The 21,167-nt window shown below is 64.6% G+C and carries 29 protein-coding genes; 23 read left to right on the top strand and 6 right to left on the bottom strand.

Translation table 11 applies throughout. From position 1 onward, the window contains the following. The first annotated feature begins 13 nt into the window (after positions 1 to 13). From rplC to rpsQ, 10 genes are read left to right on the top strand one after another with little or no spacing between them, the layout of a single operon-like run. Positions 14 to 679, top strand: coding sequence for a 50S ribosomal protein L3 (gene rplC, locus CH251_RS03340; protein WP_027496309.1), 666 nt, complete (start codon positions 14 to 16; stop codon positions 677 to 679). Continuing rightward, positions 676 to 1,353, top strand: coding sequence for a 50S ribosomal protein L4 (rplD, locus tag CH251_RS03335; protein ID WP_008718317.1), 678 nt, complete (start codon positions 676 to 678; stop codon positions 1,351 to 1,353). Before rplC ends, rplD begins: the two co-directional genes overlap by 4 nt. Further along, positions 1,350 to 1,655 (top strand): 50S ribosomal protein L23, encoded by a 306-nt coding sequence (gene rplW / locus CH251_RS03330; protein WP_027496310.1) that lies wholly within the window; start codon positions 1,350 to 1,352, stop codon positions 1,653 to 1,655. Before rplD ends, rplW begins: the two co-directional genes overlap by 4 nt. A gap of 39 nt (positions 1,656 to 1,694) precedes the next feature. Further along, a complete protein-coding gene (gene rplB / locus CH251_RS03325) occupies positions 1,695 to 2,531 on the top strand; it encodes a 50S ribosomal protein L2 (protein ID WP_008718311.1) in 837 nt (278 codons plus the stop codon). 13 nt (positions 2,532 to 2,544) lie between these two features. Continuing rightward, entirely contained in the window at positions 2,545 to 2,826 is a 282-nt protein-coding gene (gene rpsS, locus CH251_RS03320; RefSeq protein WP_008718309.1) for a 30S ribosomal protein S19, read from the top strand. Continuing rightward, complete coding sequence (gene rplV / locus CH251_RS03315; RefSeq protein ID WP_037188319.1) at positions 2,823 to 3,245, top strand: 50S ribosomal protein L22; 423 nt, start codon at positions 2,823 to 2,825, stop codon at positions 3,243 to 3,245. The genes rpsS and rplV overlap by 4 nt, the downstream gene beginning before the upstream one ends. After that, complete coding sequence (gene rpsC / locus CH251_RS03310; protein WP_027496312.1) at positions 3,245 to 4,054, top strand: 30S ribosomal protein S3; 810 nt, start codon at positions 3,245 to 3,247, stop codon at positions 4,052 to 4,054. The genes rplV and rpsC overlap by 1 nt, the downstream gene beginning before the upstream one ends. Positions 4,055 to 4,057: 3 nt before the next feature. After that, positions 4,058 to 4,474: a 50S ribosomal protein L16 gene (gene rplP, locus CH251_RS03305; protein ID WP_027496313.1), complete on the top strand. Its 417-nt coding sequence runs from the start codon at positions 4,058 to 4,060 to the stop codon at positions 4,472 to 4,474. Further along, on the top strand, positions 4,474 to 4,719 hold the full coding sequence (gene rpmC / locus CH251_RS03300) for a 50S ribosomal protein L29 (RefSeq protein ID WP_027496314.1): 246 nt from the start codon (positions 4,474 to 4,476) through the stop codon (positions 4,717 to 4,719). The genes rplP and rpmC overlap by 1 nt, the downstream gene beginning before the upstream one ends. After that, on the top strand, positions 4,716 to 4,994 hold the full coding sequence (rpsQ, locus tag CH251_RS03295) for a 30S ribosomal protein S17 (protein ID WP_032397542.1): 279 nt from the start codon (positions 4,716 to 4,718) through the stop codon (positions 4,992 to 4,994). The genes rpmC and rpsQ overlap by 4 nt, the downstream gene beginning before the upstream one ends. Before the next feature lie 64 nt (positions 4,995 to 5,058). Here the strand turns inward: rpsQ and CH251_RS03290 are convergent, their stop codons facing one another. The 4 genes from CH251_RS03290 to CH251_RS03275 are packed head-to-tail and all read right to left on the bottom strand — an operon-like array spanning position 5,059 to position 11,233. Next, positions 5,059 to 6,381: an AIM24 family protein gene (locus tag CH251_RS03290; protein WP_094611813.1), complete on the bottom strand. Its 1,323-nt coding sequence runs from the start codon at positions 6,379 to 6,381 to the stop codon at positions 5,059 to 5,061. Positions 6,382 to 6,414: 33 nt separating this feature from the next. After that, entirely contained in the window at positions 6,415 to 9,537 is a 3,123-nt protein-coding gene (locus CH251_RS03285) for an ATP-binding protein (protein ID WP_094611937.1), read from the bottom strand. Positions 9,538 to 9,554: 17 nt separating this feature from the next. Then, positions 9,555 to 10,199, bottom strand: coding sequence for a hypothetical protein (locus CH251_RS03280; protein WP_094611812.1), 645 nt, complete (start codon positions 10,197 to 10,199; stop codon positions 9,555 to 9,557). Beyond that, entirely contained in the window at positions 10,196 to 11,233 is a 1,038-nt protein-coding gene (locus CH251_RS03275; protein ID WP_094611811.1) for an endonuclease domain-containing protein, read from the bottom strand. The genes CH251_RS03280 and CH251_RS03275 overlap by 4 nt, the downstream gene beginning before the upstream one ends. A 238-nt stretch (positions 11,234 to 11,471) precedes the next feature. On the opposite strand from CH251_RS03275, the gene rplN reads away from it, so the two are divergent. From rplN to CH251_RS03255, 4 genes are read left to right on the top strand one after another with little or no spacing between them, the layout of a single operon-like run. Continuing rightward, complete coding sequence (gene rplN, locus CH251_RS03270) at positions 11,472 to 11,840, top strand: 50S ribosomal protein L14 (protein WP_032397538.1); 369 nt, start codon at positions 11,472 to 11,474, stop codon at positions 11,838 to 11,840. Next, entirely contained in the window at positions 11,841 to 12,158 is a 318-nt protein-coding gene (rplX, locus tag CH251_RS03265; RefSeq protein WP_032397537.1) for a 50S ribosomal protein L24, read from the top strand. Between the two features lies 1 nt (position 12,159). Beyond that, on the top strand, positions 12,160 to 12,732 hold the full coding sequence (rplE, locus tag CH251_RS03260) for a 50S ribosomal protein L5 (RefSeq protein ID WP_008718275.1): 573 nt from the start codon (positions 12,160 to 12,162) through the stop codon (positions 12,730 to 12,732). A 4-nt stretch (positions 12,733 to 12,736) separates the two neighbouring features. Further along, the gene (locus tag CH251_RS03255; protein WP_008718273.1) at positions 12,737 to 12,922 is read left to right on the top strand and encodes a type Z 30S ribosomal protein S14; all 186 of its coding nucleotides are present in this window, start codon (positions 12,737 to 12,739) and stop codon (positions 12,920 to 12,922) included. 91 nt (positions 12,923 to 13,013) lie between these two features. Here CH251_RS03255 and CH251_RS03250 read toward each other — a convergent pair whose 3' ends face one another. Both CH251_RS03250 and CH251_RS03245 read right to left on the bottom strand, forming a co-directional pair. Next, complete coding sequence (locus CH251_RS03250; protein WP_143537914.1) at positions 13,014 to 13,691, bottom strand: hypothetical protein; 678 nt, start codon at positions 13,689 to 13,691, stop codon at positions 13,014 to 13,016. Positions 13,692 to 13,713: 22 nt separating this feature from the next. Further along, the gene (locus CH251_RS03245) at positions 13,714 to 15,081 is read right to left on the bottom strand and encodes a glutamine synthetase family protein (protein ID WP_094611809.1); all 1,368 of its coding nucleotides are present in this window, start codon (positions 15,079 to 15,081) and stop codon (positions 13,714 to 13,716) included. Positions 15,082 to 15,477: 396 nt separating this feature from the next. On the opposite strand from CH251_RS03245, the gene rpsH reads away from it, so the two are divergent. The 9 genes from rpsH (at position 15,478) to map (ending at position 21,165) form a co-directional block, all read left to right on the top strand. Continuing rightward, complete coding sequence (gene rpsH / locus CH251_RS03240; RefSeq protein ID WP_008718266.1) at positions 15,478 to 15,876, top strand: 30S ribosomal protein S8; 399 nt, start codon at positions 15,478 to 15,480, stop codon at positions 15,874 to 15,876. A gap of 14 nt (positions 15,877 to 15,890) precedes the next feature. Beyond that, entirely contained in the window at positions 15,891 to 16,430 is a 540-nt protein-coding gene (rplF, locus tag CH251_RS03235) for a 50S ribosomal protein L6 (RefSeq protein WP_032397535.1), read from the top strand. 1 nt (position 16,431) lies between these two features. Next, positions 16,432 to 16,848 (top strand): 50S ribosomal protein L18, encoded by a 417-nt coding sequence (gene rplR, locus CH251_RS03230; protein ID WP_032365631.1) that lies wholly within the window; start codon positions 16,432 to 16,434, stop codon positions 16,846 to 16,848. 34 nt (positions 16,849 to 16,882) lie between these two features. Further along, complete coding sequence (gene rpsE / locus CH251_RS03225; RefSeq protein ID WP_032397534.1) at positions 16,883 to 17,554, top strand: 30S ribosomal protein S5; 672 nt, start codon at positions 16,883 to 16,885, stop codon at positions 17,552 to 17,554. After that, on the top strand, positions 17,554 to 17,733 hold the full coding sequence (gene rpmD / locus CH251_RS03220; protein WP_008718256.1) for a 50S ribosomal protein L30: 180 nt from the start codon (positions 17,554 to 17,556) through the stop codon (positions 17,731 to 17,733). The genes rpsE and rpmD overlap by 1 nt, the downstream gene beginning before the upstream one ends. Before the next feature lie 2 nt (positions 17,734 to 17,735). Further along, positions 17,736 to 18,179, top strand: coding sequence for a 50S ribosomal protein L15 (gene rplO, locus CH251_RS03215; protein ID WP_032397532.1), 444 nt, complete (start codon positions 17,736 to 17,738; stop codon positions 18,177 to 18,179). Positions 18,180 to 18,494: 315 nt separating this feature from the next. Next, on the top strand, positions 18,495 to 19,817 hold the full coding sequence (gene secY, locus CH251_RS03210) for a preprotein translocase subunit SecY (RefSeq protein ID WP_032397531.1): 1,323 nt from the start codon (positions 18,495 to 18,497) through the stop codon (positions 19,815 to 19,817). Further along, on the top strand, positions 19,814 to 20,368 hold the full coding sequence (locus CH251_RS03205) for an adenylate kinase (RefSeq protein ID WP_094611808.1): 555 nt from the start codon (positions 19,814 to 19,816) through the stop codon (positions 20,366 to 20,368). Before secY ends, CH251_RS03205 begins: the two co-directional genes overlap by 4 nt. Further along, on the top strand, positions 20,368 to 21,165 hold the full coding sequence (map, locus tag CH251_RS03200) for a type I methionyl aminopeptidase (protein ID WP_094611807.1): 798 nt from the start codon (positions 20,368 to 20,370) through the stop codon (positions 21,163 to 21,165). Before CH251_RS03205 ends, map begins: the two co-directional genes overlap by 1 nt. Positions 21,166 to 21,167: the final 2 nt, after the last annotated feature.

Here is a 21,167-nt window from a genome sequence, read left to right as displayed (position 1 = left end):
CGCGGAGACAACGATGACTGATAACAAGAACCGGCCTGCGACAGGAATTCTGGGCACCAAGCTCGGAATGACCCAGGTCTTCGACGAGAACAACCGCGTCGTTCCGGTGACCGTGATCAAGGCAGGCCCCAACGTGGTCACCCAGATCCGCACCCAGGAACGTGACGGCTACAGCGCCGTCCAGGTCGCATTCGGTGCGATCGACCCGCGCAAGGTGAACAAGCCCACCACCGGCCAGTTCGAGAAGGCAGGTGTCACGCCGCGTCGCCACATCGTGGAGATTCGCGTAGCCGACGCCTCGCAGTTCGAGGTCGGCCAGGAGCTCACCGCTGCAGTGTTCGAGGACGGCGCATACGTCGACGTCACCGGCACCAGCAAGGGCAAGGGCTTCGCCGGAACCATGAAGCGTCACGGCTTCAAGGGTCAGGGCGCGAGCCACGGCGCACAGGCCGTGCACCGTCGCCCCGGATCCATCGGTGGCTGCGCAACACCCGGTCGCGTCTTCAAGGGAATGCGCATGTCCGGACGTATGGGTGGCGACCGCGTCACGACGCAGAACCTCTCGGTCCACAAGGTGGACAGCGAGAACGGTCTGCTGCTGATCAAGGGAGCGATCCCGGGCCGTCGCGGCAACGTCGTGATCGTCAAGTCTGCATTGAAGGGTGGTGCACGGGCATGACCAGCCTCGAGAAGAACACCGAGACCAAGCTGACGCTCGATGTCAAGGAAGCCGGCGGCAAGACCAACGGCACCGTCGATCTCCCCGCGGAGATCTTCGACGCTCCGGCCAACATCGCGCTGCTGCACCAGGTCGTCATCGCACAGCTGGCAGCTGCACGTCAGGGAACCCACTCCACGAAGACTCGTGGCGAGGTTCGCGGCGGCGGCAAGAAGCCGTACCGGCAGAAGGGCACCGGCCGCGCTCGTCAGGGCTCGACCCGCGCTCCTCAGTTCGTCGGCGGTGGCACGGTCCACGGACCGCAGCCGCGCGACTACAGCCAGCGGACCCCCAAGAAGATGAAGGCAGCCGCATTGCGCGGAGCCCTCTCCGATCGGGCCCGCAGCGAGCGTCTGCACGTCATCACCGAACTGGTTGCCGGACAGGTTCCGTCCACCAAGGGCGCGAAGACGTTCCTCGCCGAGATCTCGGACCGCAAGAAGGTCCTGCTCGTCGTCGGCCGCGAGGACATCGCAGCCTGGAAGAGCGTTCAGAACCTGGACGGCGTGCACCCCATTGCACCCGACCAGCTCAACACCTACGACGTGCTCAACGCCGATGATGTCGTTTTCAGCGTGGAAGCGCTGAACACCTTCATCGCTGGGCCTGCAAAGAACGAGGAGGCAAGCAAGTGACCACGATCGCCGATCCCCGCGACATCTTGCTGGCACCGGTCATCTCCGAGAAGTCCTACGGACTGATCGAAGAAGGCACCTACACGTTCCTGGTGCACCCGGACTCGAACAAGACGCAGATCAAGATTGCCGTCGAGAAGATCTTCGACGTCACCGTGACCAGCGTCAACACGATGAACCGTCAGGGCAAGCGTAAGCGGACCCGGTTCGGTTACGGCAAGCGCAAGGACACCAAGCGCGCGCTCGTAACGCTCTCCGCCGACAGCAAGCCCATCGAGATCTTCGGAGGTCCGGTCGCGTAAGCGACTGGGACTCTTCGGATATAGAGGACGAGAAGACTCATGGCAATCCGTAAATACAAGCCGACAACCCCGGGCCGTCGTGGCTCCAGCGTTTCCGATTTCGCTGAGATCACGCGTTCGACCCCCGAGAAGTCGCTGATCCGCCCGCTGCACGGTCGCGGTGGACGTAACGCACACGGTCGCATCACCACCCGGCACAAGGGTGGCGGTCACAAGCGTGCGTACCGTCTCATCGATTTCCGCCGCAACGACAAGGACGGCGTGCCGGCCAAGGTCGCTCACATCGAGTACGACCCCAACCGCACCGCGAACATCGCACTGCTGCACTTCGCAGACGGCGAGAAGCGCTACATCGTCGCACCCAAGGGCATCGCCCAGGGCTCGCCGATCGAGCAGGGTGCCAACGCCGACATCAAGCCCGGCAACAACCTGCCCCTGCGCAACATCCCGACGGGTACGACCATCCACGCGGTCGAGCTCCGTCCGGGTGGTGGCGCGAAGATGGCTCGCTCCGCCGGAGCGAGCATCCAGCTCCTCGGTAAGGAAGGCCCCTACGCCACGCTGCGTATGCCGTCCGGTGAAATCCGTCGCGTCGACGTGCGCTGCCGCGCAACCGTCGGCGAGGTCGGCAACGCCGAGCAGTCGAACATCAACTGGGGCAAGGCCGGCCGCATGCGCTGGAAGGGCAAGCGCCCGACCGTTCGTGGTGTCGTGATGAACCCGGTCGACCACCCGCACGGTGGCGGCGAGGGCAAGACCTCCGGTGGACGCCACCCGGTCAGCCCCTGGGGACAGCCGGAAGGCCGTACCCGCAAGAACAAGGCGAGCGACAAGCTGATTGTCCGTCGTCGTCGTACCGGCAAGAACAAGCGCTAGGAGGGAGTTCAGAATGCCACGCAGCCTGAAGAAAGGCCCGTTCGTAGACGATCACCTCCTCGCGAAGGTTGACGTCCAGAACGACAAGGGAACCAAGCAGGTCATCAAGACCTGGTCCCGTCGATCGACAATCCTGCCCGACTTCATCGGTCACACTTTCGCCGTCCACGACGGTCGCAAGCACGTACCGGTGTTCGTGTCCGACTCCATGGTCGGCCACAAGCTCGGGGAGTTCGCACCGACCCGCACGTTCAAGGGTCACATCAAGGACGACCGGAAGGCGAAGAGGCGATGACCAACTTCACCCCCACCGCCAATCCGACTGCCAAGGCCGTAGCGAAGCACGTTCGCGTCACGCCGATGAAGGCACGTCGCGTCGTGGATCTGGTTCGCGGGCGCTCCGTCGAGGACGCGCTCAACATCCTCAAGTTCGCGCCGCAGGCAGCGAGCGAGCCGGTCGCCAAGGTGATCGCGTCCGCAGCGGCCAACGCCGAGAACAACCTGGATCTCGATCCCAGCACGCTGATCGTCGCCACTGCATTCGTAGACGAGGGTGCAACCCTCAAGCGATTCCAGCCGCGCGCTCAGGGCCGGGCATTCCGGATCCGCAAGCGCACCAGCCACATCACGGTGATCGTCGAAAGCCTGCCCAAGACCGGCGGAACGTCTCGCAACCGTCGTAAGGGCCAGGCGTCCAAGGAAGGGGCTCAGTAGTGGGTCAGAAAATCAACCCGCACGGCTTCCGCTTGGGTATCACCACTGACTGGAAGTCGCGCTGGTACGCAGACAAGCAGTACTCGGAGTACGTCAAGGAAGACGTCGAGATCCGCAAGCTTCTTGCCACCGGCATGGAGCGCGCAGGCATCGCGAAGGTCGAGATCGAGCGCACCCGTGACCGTGTTCGCGTGGACATCCACACGGCACGTCCGGGCATCGTCATCGGTCGTCGTGGCGCCGAGGCCGACCGCATCCGCGGAGCTCTCGAGAAGCTGACCGGCAAGCAGGTTCAGCTCAACATCCTCGAGGTCAAGAACGCCGAGTCCGAGGCTCAGCTCGTGGCCCAGGGTGTTGCCGAGCAGCTCAGCAACCGCGTCGCATTCCGTCGCGCCATGCGTAAGGCCATCCAGTCGGCCATGCGTCAGCCGAACGTCAAGGGCATTCGTGTTCAGTGCTCGGGTCGTCTCGGTGGCGCCGAAATGTCTCGCTCGGAGTTCTACCGCGAGGGACGCGTTCCCCTGCACACGCTCCGTGCCGACATCGACTACGGGCTGTACGAGGCCAAGACCACCTTCGGCCGCATCGGCGTGAAGGTCTGGATCTACAAGGGCGACATCGTCGGCGGACGGCGTGAACTCGCTGCCGCTGCGGCTCCGGCCGCCGGTGCAGACCGTCCCCGTCGTGAGCGTCCGACTCGTCCGCGTCGCAGCGGTGCCTCGGGCACCACGGCGACCAGCACAGAGGCCGGCCGCGCGGCATCCGCAACCGAGGCTCCGGCCTCGACCGAGCCCACTCAGGAGGGCTGACGCATGTTGATCCCCCGCCGGGTCAAGCACCGCAAGCAGCACCACCCGAAGCGTTCGGGTGCCGCCAAGGGCGGAACTCAGGTGACATTCGGTGACTACGGCATCCAGGCTCTCGAGCCCGCCTACATCACCAACCGCCAGATCGAGTCCGCTCGTATCGCGATCACTCGCCACATCAAGCGTGGCGGCAAGGTCTGGATCAACATCTTCCCGGACCGCCCGCTCACCAAGAAGCCTGCCGAGACCCGCATGGGTTCCGGTAAGGGTTCGCCCGAGTGGTGGATCGCGAACGTCAAGCCGGGTCGTGTGCTCTTCGAGCTGTCGTACCCCGACGAGACCATCGCGCGTGAGGCACTGACTCGCGCCATCCACAAGCTGCCCATCAAGGCACGCATCATCACCAGGGAGGAGCAGTTCTGATGGCTACCGGAACCCCAGCCGCAGAGCTCCGCGAGCTCACCGGTGAAGAGCTGGTCACCAAGCTGCGTGAGTCGAAGGAAGAGCTGTTCAACCTTCGTTTCCAGATGGCTACCGGCCAGTTGGACAACAACCGTCGACTGCGCACCGTCCGTCACGAGATCGCGCGCATCTACACCGTCCTGCGCGAGCGTGAGCTCGGCTTGGCATCTGGTCCTTCCGAGGACACTGCAGGTGACGCGGCATGAGCGAGGAAAAGACTGTGACTGAAGAGCGCAACAACCGTAAGGTCCGGATCGGCTACGTCGTATCCGACAAAATGGAGAAGACGATCGTGGTCGAGCTCGAGGACAGGGTCAAGCACCCCCTCTACAGCAAGATCATCCGTCGTACCACCAAGGTCAAGGCACATGACGAGAAGGGCGACGCCGGCGTAGGCGATCGCGTTCAGCTCATGGAGACCCGCCCGCTGTCCGCCACGAAGCACTGGCGACTGGTCGAGGTTCTCGAAAAGGCCAAGTAGTACCTGCACACAAATGCCCGCTCCCTTTCTGGGAGCGGGCATTTTGCGTTCCGGTGTGCGGGCCCTACCTGCCCAACAAGCCGCCGAGCGCGCCGCCGACTCCGGCCTGCTCCCCGCTGCCGCTGCCGCCGACCAGGCCGCCCGGCGGCTGCTCCGATGGCTGAACCACCACGAATCCCTGCCCGGAGAATTCGAGGGTGAATCGCTCACCGGTCGTTCGACCGATCAGCGTGCCGAGACCGAACGAATCGTTCTTCTTGACCCTCGTCTGCAAGGAGGACGACCACGCGACCGCAGCCTGCGGATCGGCGAACGTCGGCTGATCGACGTTCAGCACCACCGGCACTCCGTCCGTGGTGATGGCGATCCGCCCACGCCCGGTGAACACACAGTTGAAGAAGCCCGCGTTGCCGCCTGCCGCGGCACCCTGCACACGCTTGATGTCGTAGCTCAGTGAGCTCTCGAAGGCCAGCACGTTGGCACCGTTGATGGTCAACCCGTCAGTGCCGTCCAGGTCGATGAGATGAACGTCCTGAGCGGCGTTGGCGAGGAAGAGGTCGCCCTGGCCGGTGACCTTCATCAGGGGGACACCCTCGCCCGAGAGCGCCTGTTTCAGAGCCCGGCCGATCCCGCCGGACCCCTTCGCCTCGAACTGCAGATTGCCCTGATACGCCACCATCGAACCGGCCCGGGCCATCACGTCGCCGTTCATCCCGATGCGGCACATCTTGCTGCCCTGCTTCTGGATACCCGAACCGGGAACCTCGGCGTGGGCGGGCGCGAACAGTTCACTTCTCATGGCCAGAACTCCTTGATGGACAGGTGAATTCACGGGTGGCGCGATGACGTCCGCGGATGGTTCGTTCGGAGTGTCGGGCGTCGGCTCGTCGTGCTCGACACTGATACCGAACGCCGTGGCCAAACCGGCCAGACCGTCGGCGTAACCCTGGCCGACGGCACGGATCTTCCACTGCTCGCCGCGCCGGTAGAACTCGAGACACACCAGCGCGCTCTCGTCGCCGAGCGCATCGGCAGTGAATCCGACCTGGGCCGTGCCCGACGCATCGGAGACCGTCACCGCCGTCGGGCCTGCGGCTGCGAACGTTGCGGGTCCCGTTCCGTCGAGGGACGCCGCCACGGCCACGGTATCGACACCGGCGGGTACCGCGGTGGCGTCGAACATCAGCAGGTGGCCGTTCGACGTACGGCGATACTCGACGCCGGGCGCGGACGACTGGTTGTAGAACACCAGATCCGCGTCCGAACGCACACGTCCGTCCGGCCCCAACAGCAGCGCGGATACGTCGACGGAGGTCGAAGCGGCCAATGTCACCGTCAGGGGTCCGGTCGGAGCGGGGCAGTTCTCCCCGCGAGCGAGGTTTTTCATCGAATCCAGTGTGCCAGTGTTGGGCGCCCGCCGTCAGGAACGTGCGAGTTCGATGACTTCTTCTTCGGTCGGCGGACTCTTCGGATGGTAGGACAGGCACAGGGGAGTGGCGGTGCGTCGGAATTCTGCGCCCTCCACCGCCGCGTAGAACTGACCGGCGGGCAGGCGTCCGACGTCGGGAACCGAACCACCCTTCACCCGCGCCATCTCCTTGGCCGCCTCGACCTGCGATGGACTGTTGAGCAGGCCGTAGAACTGCGTGGACGCATTGCCGGCGATGCGGTTGTGCAGTCCCTTCGGCGATTGTGTGGCGAACACCAGTCCCAGTCCGTACTTTCGCGCCTGCGACGCCAGGGCCAGGGTGCTGTGGGTTGCCGCAGTGCTCCGGTCGGACGGTGCGAAATTCTGTGCCTCGTCCATGACGAACAGTCCTCCGAGTGGCCGGTCGCCCGCCGGGTTCTTCTTGATCCAGGCGAACAGCCCCATCTGGAGTTGATTGACGAAGCTCTGCTTCTGCTCGTCGGTGGTCAGCCCCGCGAGGTTGATCACCGATACCCGGGCTTTCTTGCCCTCGGCAGGCGTCAGCAGGACAGCGGGGTCGACCGGCGTGCCCGCTCCTGCGAACATCGGATCGTTCGCGGCGGCGGCCTTGAGATTCTCGGCCAGTCCGGCGGCGATCCGCACCGCATCGCGCATCTCGCTCGCGTCCTCGGGGAATTCTTCCAATAGGTCGATGAAGTCCGACAGATCCCCGCCCCGAGAACGGCGACCGAACTGATCGAGGGCCGACTTCAGTACTGCTCGACCGTGTTTGGCCTTCTGGGACGTGCCGAGGACACCCGCGGCCGGTTCGAGCGATGCCAAGGCGGACTCGACCGAGGACTCGAACTCGTCCGCGTCGCCGACGACGCTGGCGAAGTCGGGAAGCGGCTGGAAGCTGAGTGGCCGACCGGCGGACTTGCGCGGCGTCCACACCACGACGTCGGTGTCGCGCAGGTACGCCGTTGCCTTGGCCTCGTCACCCGGTGGCCAGGTCCTCTCGTCCTCGGGCCAGGCGGTACCGAGCCGAGCCAGGTCGTTGTTGACGTCCAGGACGATCGCCGAAACGCCCTGCAGGGCACACTCTTCCACCAGCCGGCGGATCAGAACCGTCTTGCCCGAACCGGATCCCGCGAAGATCGCCGTGTGCTTGCGCAGCGCTTCGAGTGGAACGGCGACGTCCGCGCCGGTGCTGAGTTCGGCACCGATCACGATGGAGGGCCGGCGCGACACCGCGGGCTGCGCTGCAACGCTCGGTGTCTCGGCTTCGATCAGGGCGGTGTCGTCGTCGACGACACTCACAGCGGGCAGCACCGCCCCGAAGAGTTCGACATCGTGTGCCGGCTTGCGTGCGAGCAACCAGGACGTCAGTGCGGGGGAGTTCTCGGCCAGCAGGATCGACAACGCCGCCAGCGCCCGGCGGTCCTCGTCGCCGAGGGGCATCACGATGCCCCCGGCGCGGCGCAGGGCCGCGATCGTCTGCTCGGTTTTCGCTCCGTTGGGCCACGGGTCGTTCCTGATCAGAATCAGTCGCCGCTTCGGCATATCCACGCGCAGTCCAGCCGTGGTTACGGCACGCTCGACTCTGGCCAGCGCGGCGCGCGCATTGCCGGACGTGACCGCGCGGAAGCACCAGTGCTCCTCGTCGTCGGTGTCGGTGTCGACGGTGTGGCGCAGCCGGGCGTGCAGTGCAGGCTTGCCGCTCGGGGGCGGATCCTGAGCCAGGCTGTCGTCGGACGACTGATGCTCGTGAATCCACGCCGTCAGACCCGCGGACAGCAGAGCGGGAACGATCGAGTCCTCGCTGTCGGGTCGCAACGGGACGGAGACGTCGACCCGTTCACGAAGTTGCTTGTACCGATCGTCGAGCATGTCGAGTTCGTTGACCCGCGCCTTGGGCAGGTCGGGCGCATCGGTCGGACCGGAGCTGTCGGTGAAGCTCTCCAACTCCGACGCGACCCCGGTGTCGAGGCAGTGCCTGATGTGCCGATCGACGGCGATGAGAAGCTGGCGCGGAGTGAAATCCGGGGCCTGCTCGAACGCGTCGGGCGCAACCGGCCACGTGGGGTGCGGAGGGATGAACCCGGCTTCGAGGAAGCACGCCGCCAGACGTCGTCCGAGAAGCAGGCGTCCGATGTCCGACGACGGAATCGGCTTGAGCGACTGAGTGACTCGGAAACGGTCTCGCATGGGGGCGACCCCCCGTGCGGCGATCAGTTCCCAGGCGCTCGACAGCGCGGAGAGCACCGACGCAGTACGGGGGAGGGTCTCGCGCAGCGACATCAAGCCGTGTGCGAGCTGTTCGACGACCTTGTCTTCCTGCGCGTCGGCGAACTCCTGATCCGATCCGGTACGAGACTGCGCTACGAGCGTGTCGATCTGGTCGATCGCGAGAATCGTCGGACCGGTGATCGCGAGCAGACGCGAGATGTTCTCGGCAATGCCCTGATGGCCGAGCTCGGCCCGGCGGATGCCCCAGGTCGAGAACTCGTCGGGATCGACGTCGTCGATCGACTGCAGGTACGCGTCGCCCAGATCCTGAACGGCCGAATCGGGGGCGATGGACAGCACGAGCGCGCGCAGCGTGTGCTGCGACGTCCGTCGATGGCGCGGGTGAACCTTGTACACCGCAGTGACGAAATCGTCGAGCGTATCCGCGTCGATCATGCTCTCGCCCATGATCTTTGCGCGCTGATCCTCGGCGATGTCGCCGATCTCGCAGAGCCGTCGAAGCAACAGGCCGAGCTGGCTGTCCGATCCGCGGCCGGACGGACGCATCAGGTCGTCGAGCATCCCCATCAGCGTCGAGCGCCAGAATCCGGCGGCGTCGAGCAACCTGATCAGGAAGAAGTAGCCGCCCTTGAGCTGCACTTCTTCGCGTACCTGGCCGAGCAGGTGCGTCTTGCCCGAACCGGCCGGGCCGCGCACGACGACGCCGAGCGGGCTGGCGTCGTCCGAGGCGTCCGCGTCGTCGTATGCATTCATCACCTCGAGGAACACACGTTCGTGCATCCCCGGTACGTGCACGTTCGACTGGGAACGCCACACGTCGTCGGGTGTCGGTGCCCAGCTCAGCCGCACCGATTCGAGAGCTCGGATCTGCTCGTTGTCCGTCATCGTCGACTCAACGCCCATCATGGTTCGATCGAGAGAAGGTGGTTCTGCTGATTTCCGACGACAACGGCCGCGGCACGTTCCTCCTCGGTCAGCGTCTTCTGATTTTCCTCGGGTATCAACGAGACGTCCGCGGCGCGACGCAGACGCGCGAGGGCGTCGTCCAGATCGCTTCGGGGTATGTCGCGCAACTCGTTTCGCAGCCTGGACAGCCGAACGGTGCTGCCGGGTTCGCGGGCGAGCCGGGCATAGGCCGCGCGAATCGAGGCTTCGATGTCGACTGTCGCGTCGGTCTTCGCGACGGGCGCAGGCTCATCTGTTCGCGGCGAGAACACGTCCGCCGGGCGGCTGTCGGTGCGATCGAGCCACCGACGCAACCCCGCCAACACCGTGAACATGGCCTTTCCTGCGCCGGTCGATCGAGCCGGTGGTTCACCGCCGATGAGTTCGCCGCAGATCCGCCACCCCTTGTCGGTGAGTTCGAGTGTCATCGGGCGCACCGACGAATTCACCTCGATGAGACCGGCGCTCTTCAGCTTGTCGCGGGACGGCTTCGCGAGCTCGGGACCCATCGCTCGGAGTTCGGAGTTCTTGACCGGACTAGCCTCGGCCATCAGGACGAGCAGCACCGCTGCTTCGGTCCCGTTCAGGTCTTCGGTACTCATCGAGGATCCCCCTTCGATCGTCTTCTCGATACTGCCTCGCGGATGGTAGCGACCGCACGTTGCGGATCGTCGATCACCTGAGCATTGGTGAAGCGCAACACCATGTAGCCGTGCATCTGCAGCTGGTTGTCACGGACGCGGTCCTCGGCGAAACGGTCGACGGCTCGATGCTCGTTGCCGTCGATCTCCACCACGACCTTCTCGATGCGCCACAGTACGTCGACGGTGAACGGACGCGTCAGCTCGCCGAGTCGGATCGAGCGGTTGTGCTCACGCCCGGTGGCCCAGTCGTGGGCGTCGAGCGCGCGAGCCAGACGCTTCTCGGGTTCGCTGGCCGGGTGGGGATGACCCGCGATCGGGGGATAGCTGAGCGGACGGAATCGGTCGAGGACAGTACTGACACCGTCCGGTACTTCCGGCGCACGTACCGACACCGATGGGAATCGGTCCATGTTCGACGCCCCGTCGCCCGTCACCCACACCGCCGCCCCGGCGTGCGTGCACAACCATTCCGCTGCTGCCGCGACGACTCCGGCGTCCGTTTCGGCGGGCACGACCAACACGAGGGCAGCAGTGCTTCGACGGTGAGCCGAGACCAGTACGCCGGTGGACCCTGCTGCTCGGGTCTCGAGGGTGAATGCGGTTCGACGCGCCGACCGCCCCGCGACTGCGGCGTCTGCGAGGGCACCGACATACGGGCCGAAGTGCGCGGTGTCGCCTGCGAGCCGCACCGCCGCGACGCGTGCGGCACGCCGATCCAATGTCGACGAACCTTCGTGACGGTCGAATTCGGTGAGCAGCAGCGGAATCGACTCGACTGCCGCGTTCTCAAGTTCCGCGACCACCGCATCGACGAGATCGGCGGCACGATTCGCCGTCGTGGGATCGACCGCGAAGAACACGATCGAGGGTGCGTTCGACGGCAGAGGGTTCACGGACTCGGCGAGTTCGCGGTCGGTGGCACCGTGCACACGGACGACCCGGTCCGGTGGCAGATTCGACCACCAACCGCCGTCGTCGCCCGGCGACGTCATCGCCGCGCCCCGCTGATCCGAAGATGTCCCATCCCGGAAACCGTACCGAGAGTTCCGGGTTTGCAGGCGACGGCCGGTGCTCGAACGAAGGCGATTTGGATCCCGGAGACACGGTCCCCTACACTTGACCGGTTGCCTGTGGCAGCGGTGTGTCTTCGTGCGCCCGTACCCAGCAGCCGACCGCGCGTGTCGGGACGGAAATCCGGCACGTACGTACATCCAGGTCAAGGAGAAGTTAGTGATTCAGCAGGAGTCGCGAGTACGCGTCGCTGATAACACGGGCGCGAAGGAAATCCTTTGCATCCGCGTTCTCGGTGGTTCGTCACGTCGCTACGCCGGAATCGGCGACATCATCGTAGCTACGGTGAAGGACGCCATTCCCGGCGGAAACATCAAGAAGGGTGAGGTCGTCAAGGCCGTCATCGTCCGCACCATCAAGGAGCGTCGCCGTCCGGATGGCTCGTACATCCGTTTCGACGAGAACGCTGCGGTGCTGATCAAGCCGGACAACGATCCCCGTGGAACTCGTATCTTCGGCCCGGTCGGCCGTGAGCTGCGTGAGAAGAAGTTCATGAAGATCGTCTCGCTCGCCCCGGAGGTGCTGTAAATGAAGGTGCACAAGGGCGACACCGTTCTCGTGATCGCAGGCAAGGACAAGGGTGCCAAGGGCAAGGTCATTCAGGCCTACCCCGCTGACTCCAAGGTTCTCGTCGAGGGTGTGAACCGCATCAAGAAGCACACCGCGGTCTCCGCCAACCAGCGCGGCGCATCCTCGGGTGGCATCGTCACCCAGGAAGCCCCGATCCACGTATCGAACGTCGCAGTGGTCGACTCGGACGGCAACCCCACTCGCGTGGGCTACCGGACCGACGAAGAAACCGGCAAGCGCGTTCGTGTTTCCCGGAAGAACGGGAAGGACATCTGAGATGACTACCACCGAAAACATCGCGGGCGAACAGCCCCGCCTCAAGGCGCGCTACCGCGCCGAGATCAAAGACGCCCTGAACACCGAATTTGCATACGAGAATGTCATGCAGATCCCCGGCATCGTCAAGGTCGTCGTCAACATGGGTGTCGGCGACGCCGCCCGTGACGCCAAGCTGATCAACGGTGCAGTTGCCGACCTCGCTGCCATCACCGGCCAGAAGCCGGAGATCCGCAAGGCACGCAAGTCCATCGCACAGTTCAAGCTGCGCGAAGGAATGCCCATCGGCGCACGCGTCACCCTCCGTGGCGACCGCATGTGGGAGTTCCTCGACCGTCTGGTCTCCATTGCCCTTCCCCGAATCAGGGACTTCCGCGGCCTCTCGGGCACGCAGTTCGACGGCAACGGAAACTACACGTTCGGCCTCAACGAGCAGTCGATGTTCCACGAGATCGACGTGGACAAGATCGACCGTCCGCGCGGCATGGACATCACCGTAGTAACCACCGCAACCAACAACGAAGAAGGCCGCGCGCTGCTCAAGCACCTCGGCTTCCCGTTCAAGGAGAACTGAGTCCATGGCGAAGAAGGCATTGGTCAACAAGGCCAACAAGAAGCCGAAGTTCGCGGTGCGTGCATACACTCGCTGCAACCGCTGCGGCCGTCCCCATTCCGTGTTCCGCAAGTTCGGCCTCTGCCGTATCTGCGTGCGCGAGATGGCACACGCCGGAGAGCTTCCCGGAGTTCGCAAGAGCTCCTGGTGATCTGAGGCCTCCGGGCTTCACCACACCACGCTGATGGGCGTGGGTTCCGACAGGAACCCACGCCCATTTCGTGTTTCTCAGGGCTCCCGACTCATACCGACCACACGTCGTTTCGTAGGTCGAGTGACCGAGTCAGATCCAGTGCGGCAGAACGGTCGTCGCTGTCGACAACCAGGAGTAGGCCTCGTTCGCCCATCGACGACGCGAGAGCGTCGATGGGAACGGTTCGACATCCGGGTGGCATGCCCGCGGCTCCGAGCTCCCTGTAGGTATCGGCGATCGCGACCACGTTCGCGACGGTGTCCATTCCCAGGACGGTCACGAAATGTCCTACATTCCAATCGAATTCGGTCAGTTCTGCGGTGTGTACATTCGCCACCAGGCCGAACAGGAACTGCACGTCGATAAGGCGGGCAAGTAGCAGGCGCAGCCCCTCGGCACCGGGCCCCATGATCGGAACCACGGCGACGCGTCGTTCGGTCACCGTCTCGATGCCCGTCGCAAGACCTGCCGCTGTGGTCCCGGCCGTGTCGATCGATGCGGCCCTCGGCAGGCAATCCCACCCGTCTGTGATCCGGTGCGTTCCGGGAGGACGGGCCGCGACGGTCTCGCCCGGCCAGATCGAAGACCCCGCAGCGATCGCGAGTGCAGTGACGTCCGGTGCGTCGTCGCCCACGACGGCCGTCAGTGCTATCGATGCCGAGAACGGTCCGCAGAGCTGATCCGGTTGTGGCAGAGCGCTGTCGAGGGCCGAGACGATTGCGTCCACGCCGGGGAACCGTCGCAACATGTCAGTAGATCCAGCGCAGCGATTCGAGCAGTTCGTCCTCGGTGTGGCTCTCCGCCCACGCTGCATCGGCGTCCCGGCAGGCAATGAATGCGCCCAGAAGTTCTTCGCCCAACACATCTGCGACCAGCGCGGACGACAGTAGGTTCTCCCGTTGTCGGGCATGGGTGGTCGCGAGTGGGGAGATATCGGCGGCGTCGCGTTGGGCGTCGTCCCAGCCGCCCACATCCTCCTGAATCGGTGGCGACAACTGCGCGCCGTCCGCTACTCCCGACAGGCCGGCCGCGATCGTGACGGCCAGCGCCAGATACGGATTGGCGGACGCGTCGCACGCCTTCAACTCGACGTTGGTGTGATTCGGCCCGAGTAGGGGAGAACCGGGTACGAGCCGCACTGCCGCCTCGCGGTTCTCGACGCCCCAGAACCCGAAGGCACCGGCCCAATAGCCGGGTCGACGACGCAGCAGCGATCCCGAACTCGGTGCCGTGATGGCAGTGAGTCCCGCGAGTTCTCGAACCAGGCCTGCGATATACGACCGCCCGGTCTCGGACAATCCGTGCTCTCCCTCTCCGGTCAGAGCGTTCCGACCGTCACGAACCAGCGACGTGTGCAGGTGCCATCCGTTGCCGGCACTGCTCGACGAGGGCAGGGGAGCGAAGCTCGCCCGCAGGCCGTGAGTTTTCGCCGCCGAGTGGATGGTCTGCCGCGCGAGAACCTGCGCATCGGCTGCGGCGAGTGGATCGAGTGGAGCAAGCGCGATCTCGAGCTGGGAAGTGCCGTACTCGGCATGAATCTGACCGATGCCGACACCGTTCGCAGACAGGGCGTGCAGCAGCGATACGACGAAGTCGTCGACATCGCGTAGTGCGTTGGCGGAGTAGGCAGGGCCGCGATGAGCGGATATGCCGTCCGATTCACGGGTCAGCGCGAACTCGATCTCGAATCCGGCCCGTACCTCGAAGCCGGCATCAGCCGCCAGTTGCACCTGCCGCTCGAGAACCGCGCGTTGATCGTAGGGCCAGGCAGAGCCGTCCGCCGAGAGCTGCCTGCCATGTACCCAGGCAAGCCCTGGTTGGCCGGCGAGCGCGACCACGCTCGACGCGCTGTCGAGCACCGGAATCAACCGCACATCGCCCGACGGCGTCGACAGTCCATCATGGGCAAAGGTGATCCCGTCGTGCGAATCGAACACCGCGAAGACCGCGGTGATCCCTACTCCGCGGTGTGCGACTGCGGTCAATTCCGAGGTCGGCACGGTGCGTGACCGGACGATGCCGTTGTTGTCGACCCACCCGATCGTCACCCCCACGATGTTGCGGTCGCGCAGAGTGTGGGTGAGGTGGTCGATGTCGACTGCCTTCGAGTCCGTCATGGTCCGACGTTAGCGAAGAAGTGGACGCCGGGGTGTCCGACTGGACCGGAGCCGTCGCACAATGGTAGGGCGATTTGGTCTTCGGGTGCGCGATGCCTACACTAGAGCGGTTGCCCGGGCTTCGTCGTGCCTGCACGCGAGTCCTTGCAATACAGAACGCAACCTCGAGTTCTCCGTACGTCAGCATCGAAATGCGGAAGCTCGAAACACCTGGCAGTGCAGCGATGCATTGCTTGGAGCGCAACCCCTGACCGGCAACAGTCGGTCAGGACATGTTCACTTCGTTGTAGGCCCACGATGTGACGAGCCAGGCCCGCCGGGTTTTCGAGAATCCAGGGGCACCAGCTCGCGCGTGCTGCATGGGAACCGCTGCGAGAAAGGTGCACAGGTCACACCATGACGATGACCGATCCAATTGCAGACTTCTTGACCCGTCTGCGCAACGCCAATTCGGCGTACCACGACGAGGTGAAGCTTCCCCACTCGAAGCTCAAGGCGAACATCGCCGAGATCCTCAAGCGCGAGGGCTACATCTCCGATTACCGCACGGAAGACGCCGAGGTGGGCAAGACCCTCATCGTCGATCTGAAGTACGGCCCGAGCCGTGAGCGCAGCCTCGCCGGCGTGCGACGCGTCTCCAAGCCCGGTCTCCGGGTCTACGCAAAATCCACCAATCTGCCCAAGGTTCTCGGCGGCCTGGGCGTGGCGATCATCTCCACGTCCACAGGTCTGCTCACGGAGCGTCAGGCGGCCAAGCAGGGTGTGGGCGGAGAAGTCCTCGCCTACGTCTGGTAGGGGAGGCCACCACCATGTCACGTATTGGAAAATTGCCGGTACCGGTCCCCGCTGGAGTCGATATCACCATCGACGGCCAGAACGTTGCGGTCAAGGGCCCCAAGGGTGCCCTGAGCCTGACGGTCGCCGAGCCCATCCAGATCGCTCGCGCCGACGACGGCACCATCGCCGTCACCCGGCCCGATGACGAGCGCAAGAGCCGTGCACTGCACGGACTTTCGCGCACTCTCGTCGCGAACCTCATCACCGGTGTCACCAACGGTTACACCAACAAGATGGAGATTCACGGCGTCGGTTACCGCGTCGTACTCAAGGGCAAGGACCTCGAGTTCGCACTCGGTTACAGCCATCCCGTGCTGATCGAAGCACCCGAGGGCATCACGTTCACGGTCGAGTCGCCCACGCGATTCACCGTTGTCGGCATCGACAAGCAGAAGGTCGGTCAGATCTCTGCAAACATTCGTCGTCTGCGGCGTCCGGACCCGTACAAGGGCAAGGGCATCCGCTACGAGGGTGAAGTGATCCGCCGCAAGGTCGGAAAGACGGGTAAGTGATATGAGCCAGCAAACAGCAGACAAGGCGAACGTCGTCAAGCGCACTCCGCGTGGCACCGACGTCTCGACGAAGCGTCGCCTGTCGAAGGCACGTCGTCACTTCCGCCTTCGCAAGAAGATCTCCGGCACGCCCGAGCGTCCCCGCTTGGTCGTCAACCGGTCCTCGCGTCACATCCACGTGCAGTTGATCGACGACCTCGCCGGCCACACGCTGGCCAGCGCGTCGAGCATCGAAGCCGATGTGCGCGCCCTCGAGGGCGACAAGAAGGCCGTCAGCGCGAAGGTCGGCGAGCTCATCGCCAGCCGTGCGAAGGCAGCCGGCGTCGAGGCAGTCGTGTTCGACCGCGGCGGCAACAACTACAGCGGCCGCATCGCGGCACTCGCAGACGCAGCCCGCGAAGGCGGGTTGACGTTCTGATGATGACAATGACTGACAACGGAAGGACAGCCTGATGCCGGGACGTCAACGGCGTGACGGCGGAAGCGGCCCCGCCGGACAGAACAGTGGCCCCAACGCAGGTGGCGACAACAACCAGCGCGGCGACAACCGCGGTGGCGGTCGTGACCGTCGTGACAACGGCCGTGGCGGCAACGCTGCGGACAAGTCGAACTTCATCGAGAAGGTCGTCACGATCAACCGCGTCTCCAAGGTGGTCAAGGGTGGTCGACGCTTCAGCTTCACCGCCCTCGTCATCGTCGGTGACGGCAACGGACTGGTCGGCGTCGGCTACGGCAAGGCCAAGGAAGTTCCCGCGGCAATCCAGAAGGGTGTCGAGGAGGCTCGCAAGAGCTTCTTCCGCGTCCCGATGATCGCCGGCACCATCACGCACCCCATCCAGGGCGAAGCCGCAGCGGGCGTCGTCATGTTGCGTCCGGCCAGCGCCGGTACCGGCGTCATCGCCGGTGGCGCTGTGCGCGCCGTGCTGGAGTGCGCCGGTGTCCACGACGTGCTGTCGAAGTCGCTCGGTAGCGACAACGCCATCAACGTCGTGCACGCGACCGTCGCAGCCCTCAAGGGTCTGCAGCGTCCCGAGGAAGTTGCGGCTCGCCGCGGCCTGACCCTCGAAGAGGTTGCACCCGCCGGAATGCTGCGCGCACGCGCACAGGCAGGAGCGGTGAAGTAATGGCTCAGCTGAAGGTCACCCAGATCAAGAGCACCATCGGCCAGAAGGCGAACCAGCGTGACAGCCTGCGTACTCTCGGGCTCAAGGGCATCCGCCAGACGGTCGTCCGCGAGGACAACCCGCAGAACCGCGGACTGGTCAACACGGTGCGCCACCTCGTAACTGTTGAGGAGGTCTAACCATGACCATCAAACTGCACCACCTGCGCCCCGCAGCCGGATCCAAGTCGACGAAGATTCGCGTCGGCCGTGGTGAAGGTGGCAAGCGTGGCAAGACCGCAGGTCGCGGTACCAAGGGAACCGGCGCACGCAAGAACGTGCCGGCACGCTTCGAGGGTGGCCAGATGCCCCTCCACATGCGGCTCCCGAAGCTCAAGGGCTTCACCAACCGCAACCGTGTCGTGTTCCAGGTCGTGAACCTGCGCGACATCGAGCGTCTGTTCCCCGAGGGCGGTCAGATCGGTATCCCCGAGCTCATCGCCAAGGGCGCTGTTCGCAAGAACGAGCCCGTCAAGGTTCTCGGCGACGGAAACCTCACCGTGAAGGTCGAGATCTCGGCCAACAAGTTCACGGGCTCCGCCAAGGAAAAGATCGCCGCTGCCGGCGGTTCTGCAACCGAGGTATGAGCATCGGTTCGATGTGCTGAGTAGCAGCGCATCGACCAGCAGTTCGTGACGATGGCCGCAGCCACAGCTCTCGCAGCTGAGCTGCGGCCATCGTTGCCTCGGCACCACGTGCCGTCGTCGACCGAACGGACAGGGTCCAACACTGACCGTCGGGCGGTTCGATACGCACTGTTAGAGTTCTAGAGTTCACAGAAGTTCGTTTCGATGCGGGCGACGCATGTCGCCTGCAGTCCATGCTCGTGAGGCTCACGGGAGCGCCGGTTGCGCTCCCGACGAAGCACTCGCAGCGTCAACGCAGTCGTGCCAGGAGGATCTTTGCTTTCCGCCTTCGTGTCGGCCCTCAGGACTCCTGACCTGAGACGGAAGATCCTCTTCACGCTCGGTCTGGTGGCCCTGTATCGCTTCGGTGCCACGCTGCCGTCGCCGGGTGTCGACTACGCCAATGTCCGAGCGTGCATCGACCAGGTCTCCGGTGGAGACTCGGCCGGCATCTACTCGTTGATCAACCTGTTCTCCGGTGGAGCGCTCCTTCAGCTCTCGGTGTTCGCGATCGGCATCATGCCGTACATCACCGCCAGCATCATCGTGCAGCTGCTCACCGTCGTCATCCCGAAGTTCGAGGAACTCCGCAAGGAGGGACAGTCGGGACAGGCCAAGATGACGCAGTACACGCGTTACCTGTCGATCGCGCTGGCCATCCTGCAGGCGACCGGCCTGGTGGCCCTCGCTTCGCGCGGCCAACTGCTTCAGGGATGCCAGCAGGACATCATCGCCGACCAGAGCATCTTCGGGCTCGTCATCATCGTGCTCGTCATGACCGCCGGTGCAGCCGTCGTCATGTGGTTCGGTGAGGTCATCACCGAGCGCGGCGTCGGCAACGGTATGTCGCTGCTCATCTTCGCCGGAATCGCCTCGCGTATCCCGTCCGAGGGCAACTCGATCCTCGAGAGCCGCGGTGGGTTGGTGTTCGGATTCGTCTGCTTCGCAGCGTTCCTGATCATCACCGGCGTGGTCTTCGTCGAGCAGGGTCAGCGCCGAATTCCCGTCCAGTACGCCAAGCGCATGGTCGGGCGGAAGATGTACGGCGGCTCGTCCACGTACCTTCCGCTCAAGGTCAACCAGGCCGGCGTCATCCCGGTGATCTTCGCGTCCTCGCTGCTGTACCTGCCCAACCTCATCGCCCAGCTCACCTCGGCCAGCACCGCGGTCGATCCGAGCTGGTGGCAGCGCATCATCAACGAGTACCTGGTGAACCCCGCCAACCCGGTCTACATCGCCATCTTCTTCGGATTGATCGTCTTCTTCACGTACTTCTACGTTGCGATCACGTTCAACCCCGAAGAGCGCGCCGACGAAATGAAGAAGTTCGGCGGATTCATCCCCGGCATCCGGCCGGGCAAGCCGACCGCCGACTATCTGAACTACGTCCTCAGTCGCATCACGTTGCCGGGCGCGGTCTACCTGGGCACCATTGCCGTGCTCCCGAACCTGTTCCTCGACATCGGCAGTTCGGGTGGAGGACAGAACCTCCCCTTCGGTGGCACTGCCGTGCTGATCATGGTCAGTGTGGGCCTGGATACCGTGAAGCAAATCGAAAGCCAGCTGATGCAGCGTAACTACGAAGGGTTCCTCAAGTGAGACTTGTTCTGCTCGGTCCCCCCGGTGCCGGCAAAGGCACCCAGGCCGTCCTCCTGTCCGAGAAGCTGGGCGTTCCGCACATCTCGACCGGCGACCTGTTTCGCGCGAACATCGGTGAGAAGACGGCGCTCGGACTCGAAGCGAAGAAGTACCTCGATGCAGGCGACCTGGTTCCCAGTGAGCTGACCATCGACATGGTCCGCAGTCGCCTCTCCGAGCCCGACGCCGTGAACGGCTTCCTGCTCGACGGTTTCCCACGTTCGGTGGGTCAGGCCGAGGCGCTGGTCGGCATCCTGGCGGATCTGAACGCCAAGCTCGACGCCGTCCTCTCCTTCGCCGTCGACGAGGACGTCGTCGTCGAACGCATGCTCTCGCGTGGCCGCGAGGACGACAAGGAAGACGTCATCCGGAACCGACTCAAGGTGTACCGGGACGAGACCGCGCCGCTGCTCGACTACTACGAGGGCCAACTCGTCACGGTCGACGCGATCGGTGAGGTGGACGAGGTCAATGCTCGCGCGCTGAAGTCCATCGAGGACCACGGCAAGTAATGGCATTCGGCCGTAAACGCAAGGTCGTGCCGTTCCGCAGTGCCGGCGAACTCGACGCCATGGCTGCGGCCGGCGCGGTCGTCGGCGCTGCTCTGGTGGCCGTCCGTACGGCGGCGGTACCCGGTGTCTCGACTCTCGAGCTCGATCGAGTGGCCGAGGCGGTCATTCGGGACGCCGGCGCGGTGCCGTCGTTCCTCGGCTACCACGGCTTCACCGGCAGTATCTGCTCGTCGGTGAACGACCGTGTGGTGCACGGCATTCCGTCGGCAGACGAGCTGCTGGTCGCAGGCGATCTGGTGTCCATCGACTGTGGGGCAGTGCTCGACGGTTGGCATGGAGACTCTGCGTGGACATTCGGTGTCGGCGACATCATCGAGGCCGATGCGATGTTGAGCGAGGCGACGAGGCTGTCGATGGAAGCGGGCATCGCCGCGATGCTTCCCGGCAACCGGCTCACCGACGTCTCGCACGCCATCGAATCCGGAACTCACGCGGCCGAGCAGGCTCACGGCCGCAAGTACGGAATCGTCGACGGGTACGGCGGTCATGGCATCGGACGTGAGATGCACATGGATCCGTTTCTCGCGAACGAGGGTGCGCCGGGTAAGGGACCGGAGTTGGTCGTCGGATCCACTCTCGCGATCGAGCCCATGCTGACCCTCGGAACGTACGACACCGACATTCTCGACGACGGATGGACTGTCGTGACCACTGACGGATCCCGGTCCGCGCATTGGGAACACACCGTTGCCGTCACCGAGGACGGGCCGCGGATCCTGACACTACGACCCAGCTAGCG

Source organism: Rhodococcus sp. 06-462-5, from assembly GCF_002258315.1.
Taxonomy (GTDB): domain Bacteria; phylum Actinomycetota; class Actinomycetes; order Mycobacteriales; family Mycobacteriaceae; genus Rhodococcoides.
The sequence above is the reverse complement of the archived record's forward strand: the minus strand, read 5'-3'. Positions and strand labels throughout refer to the sequence as shown.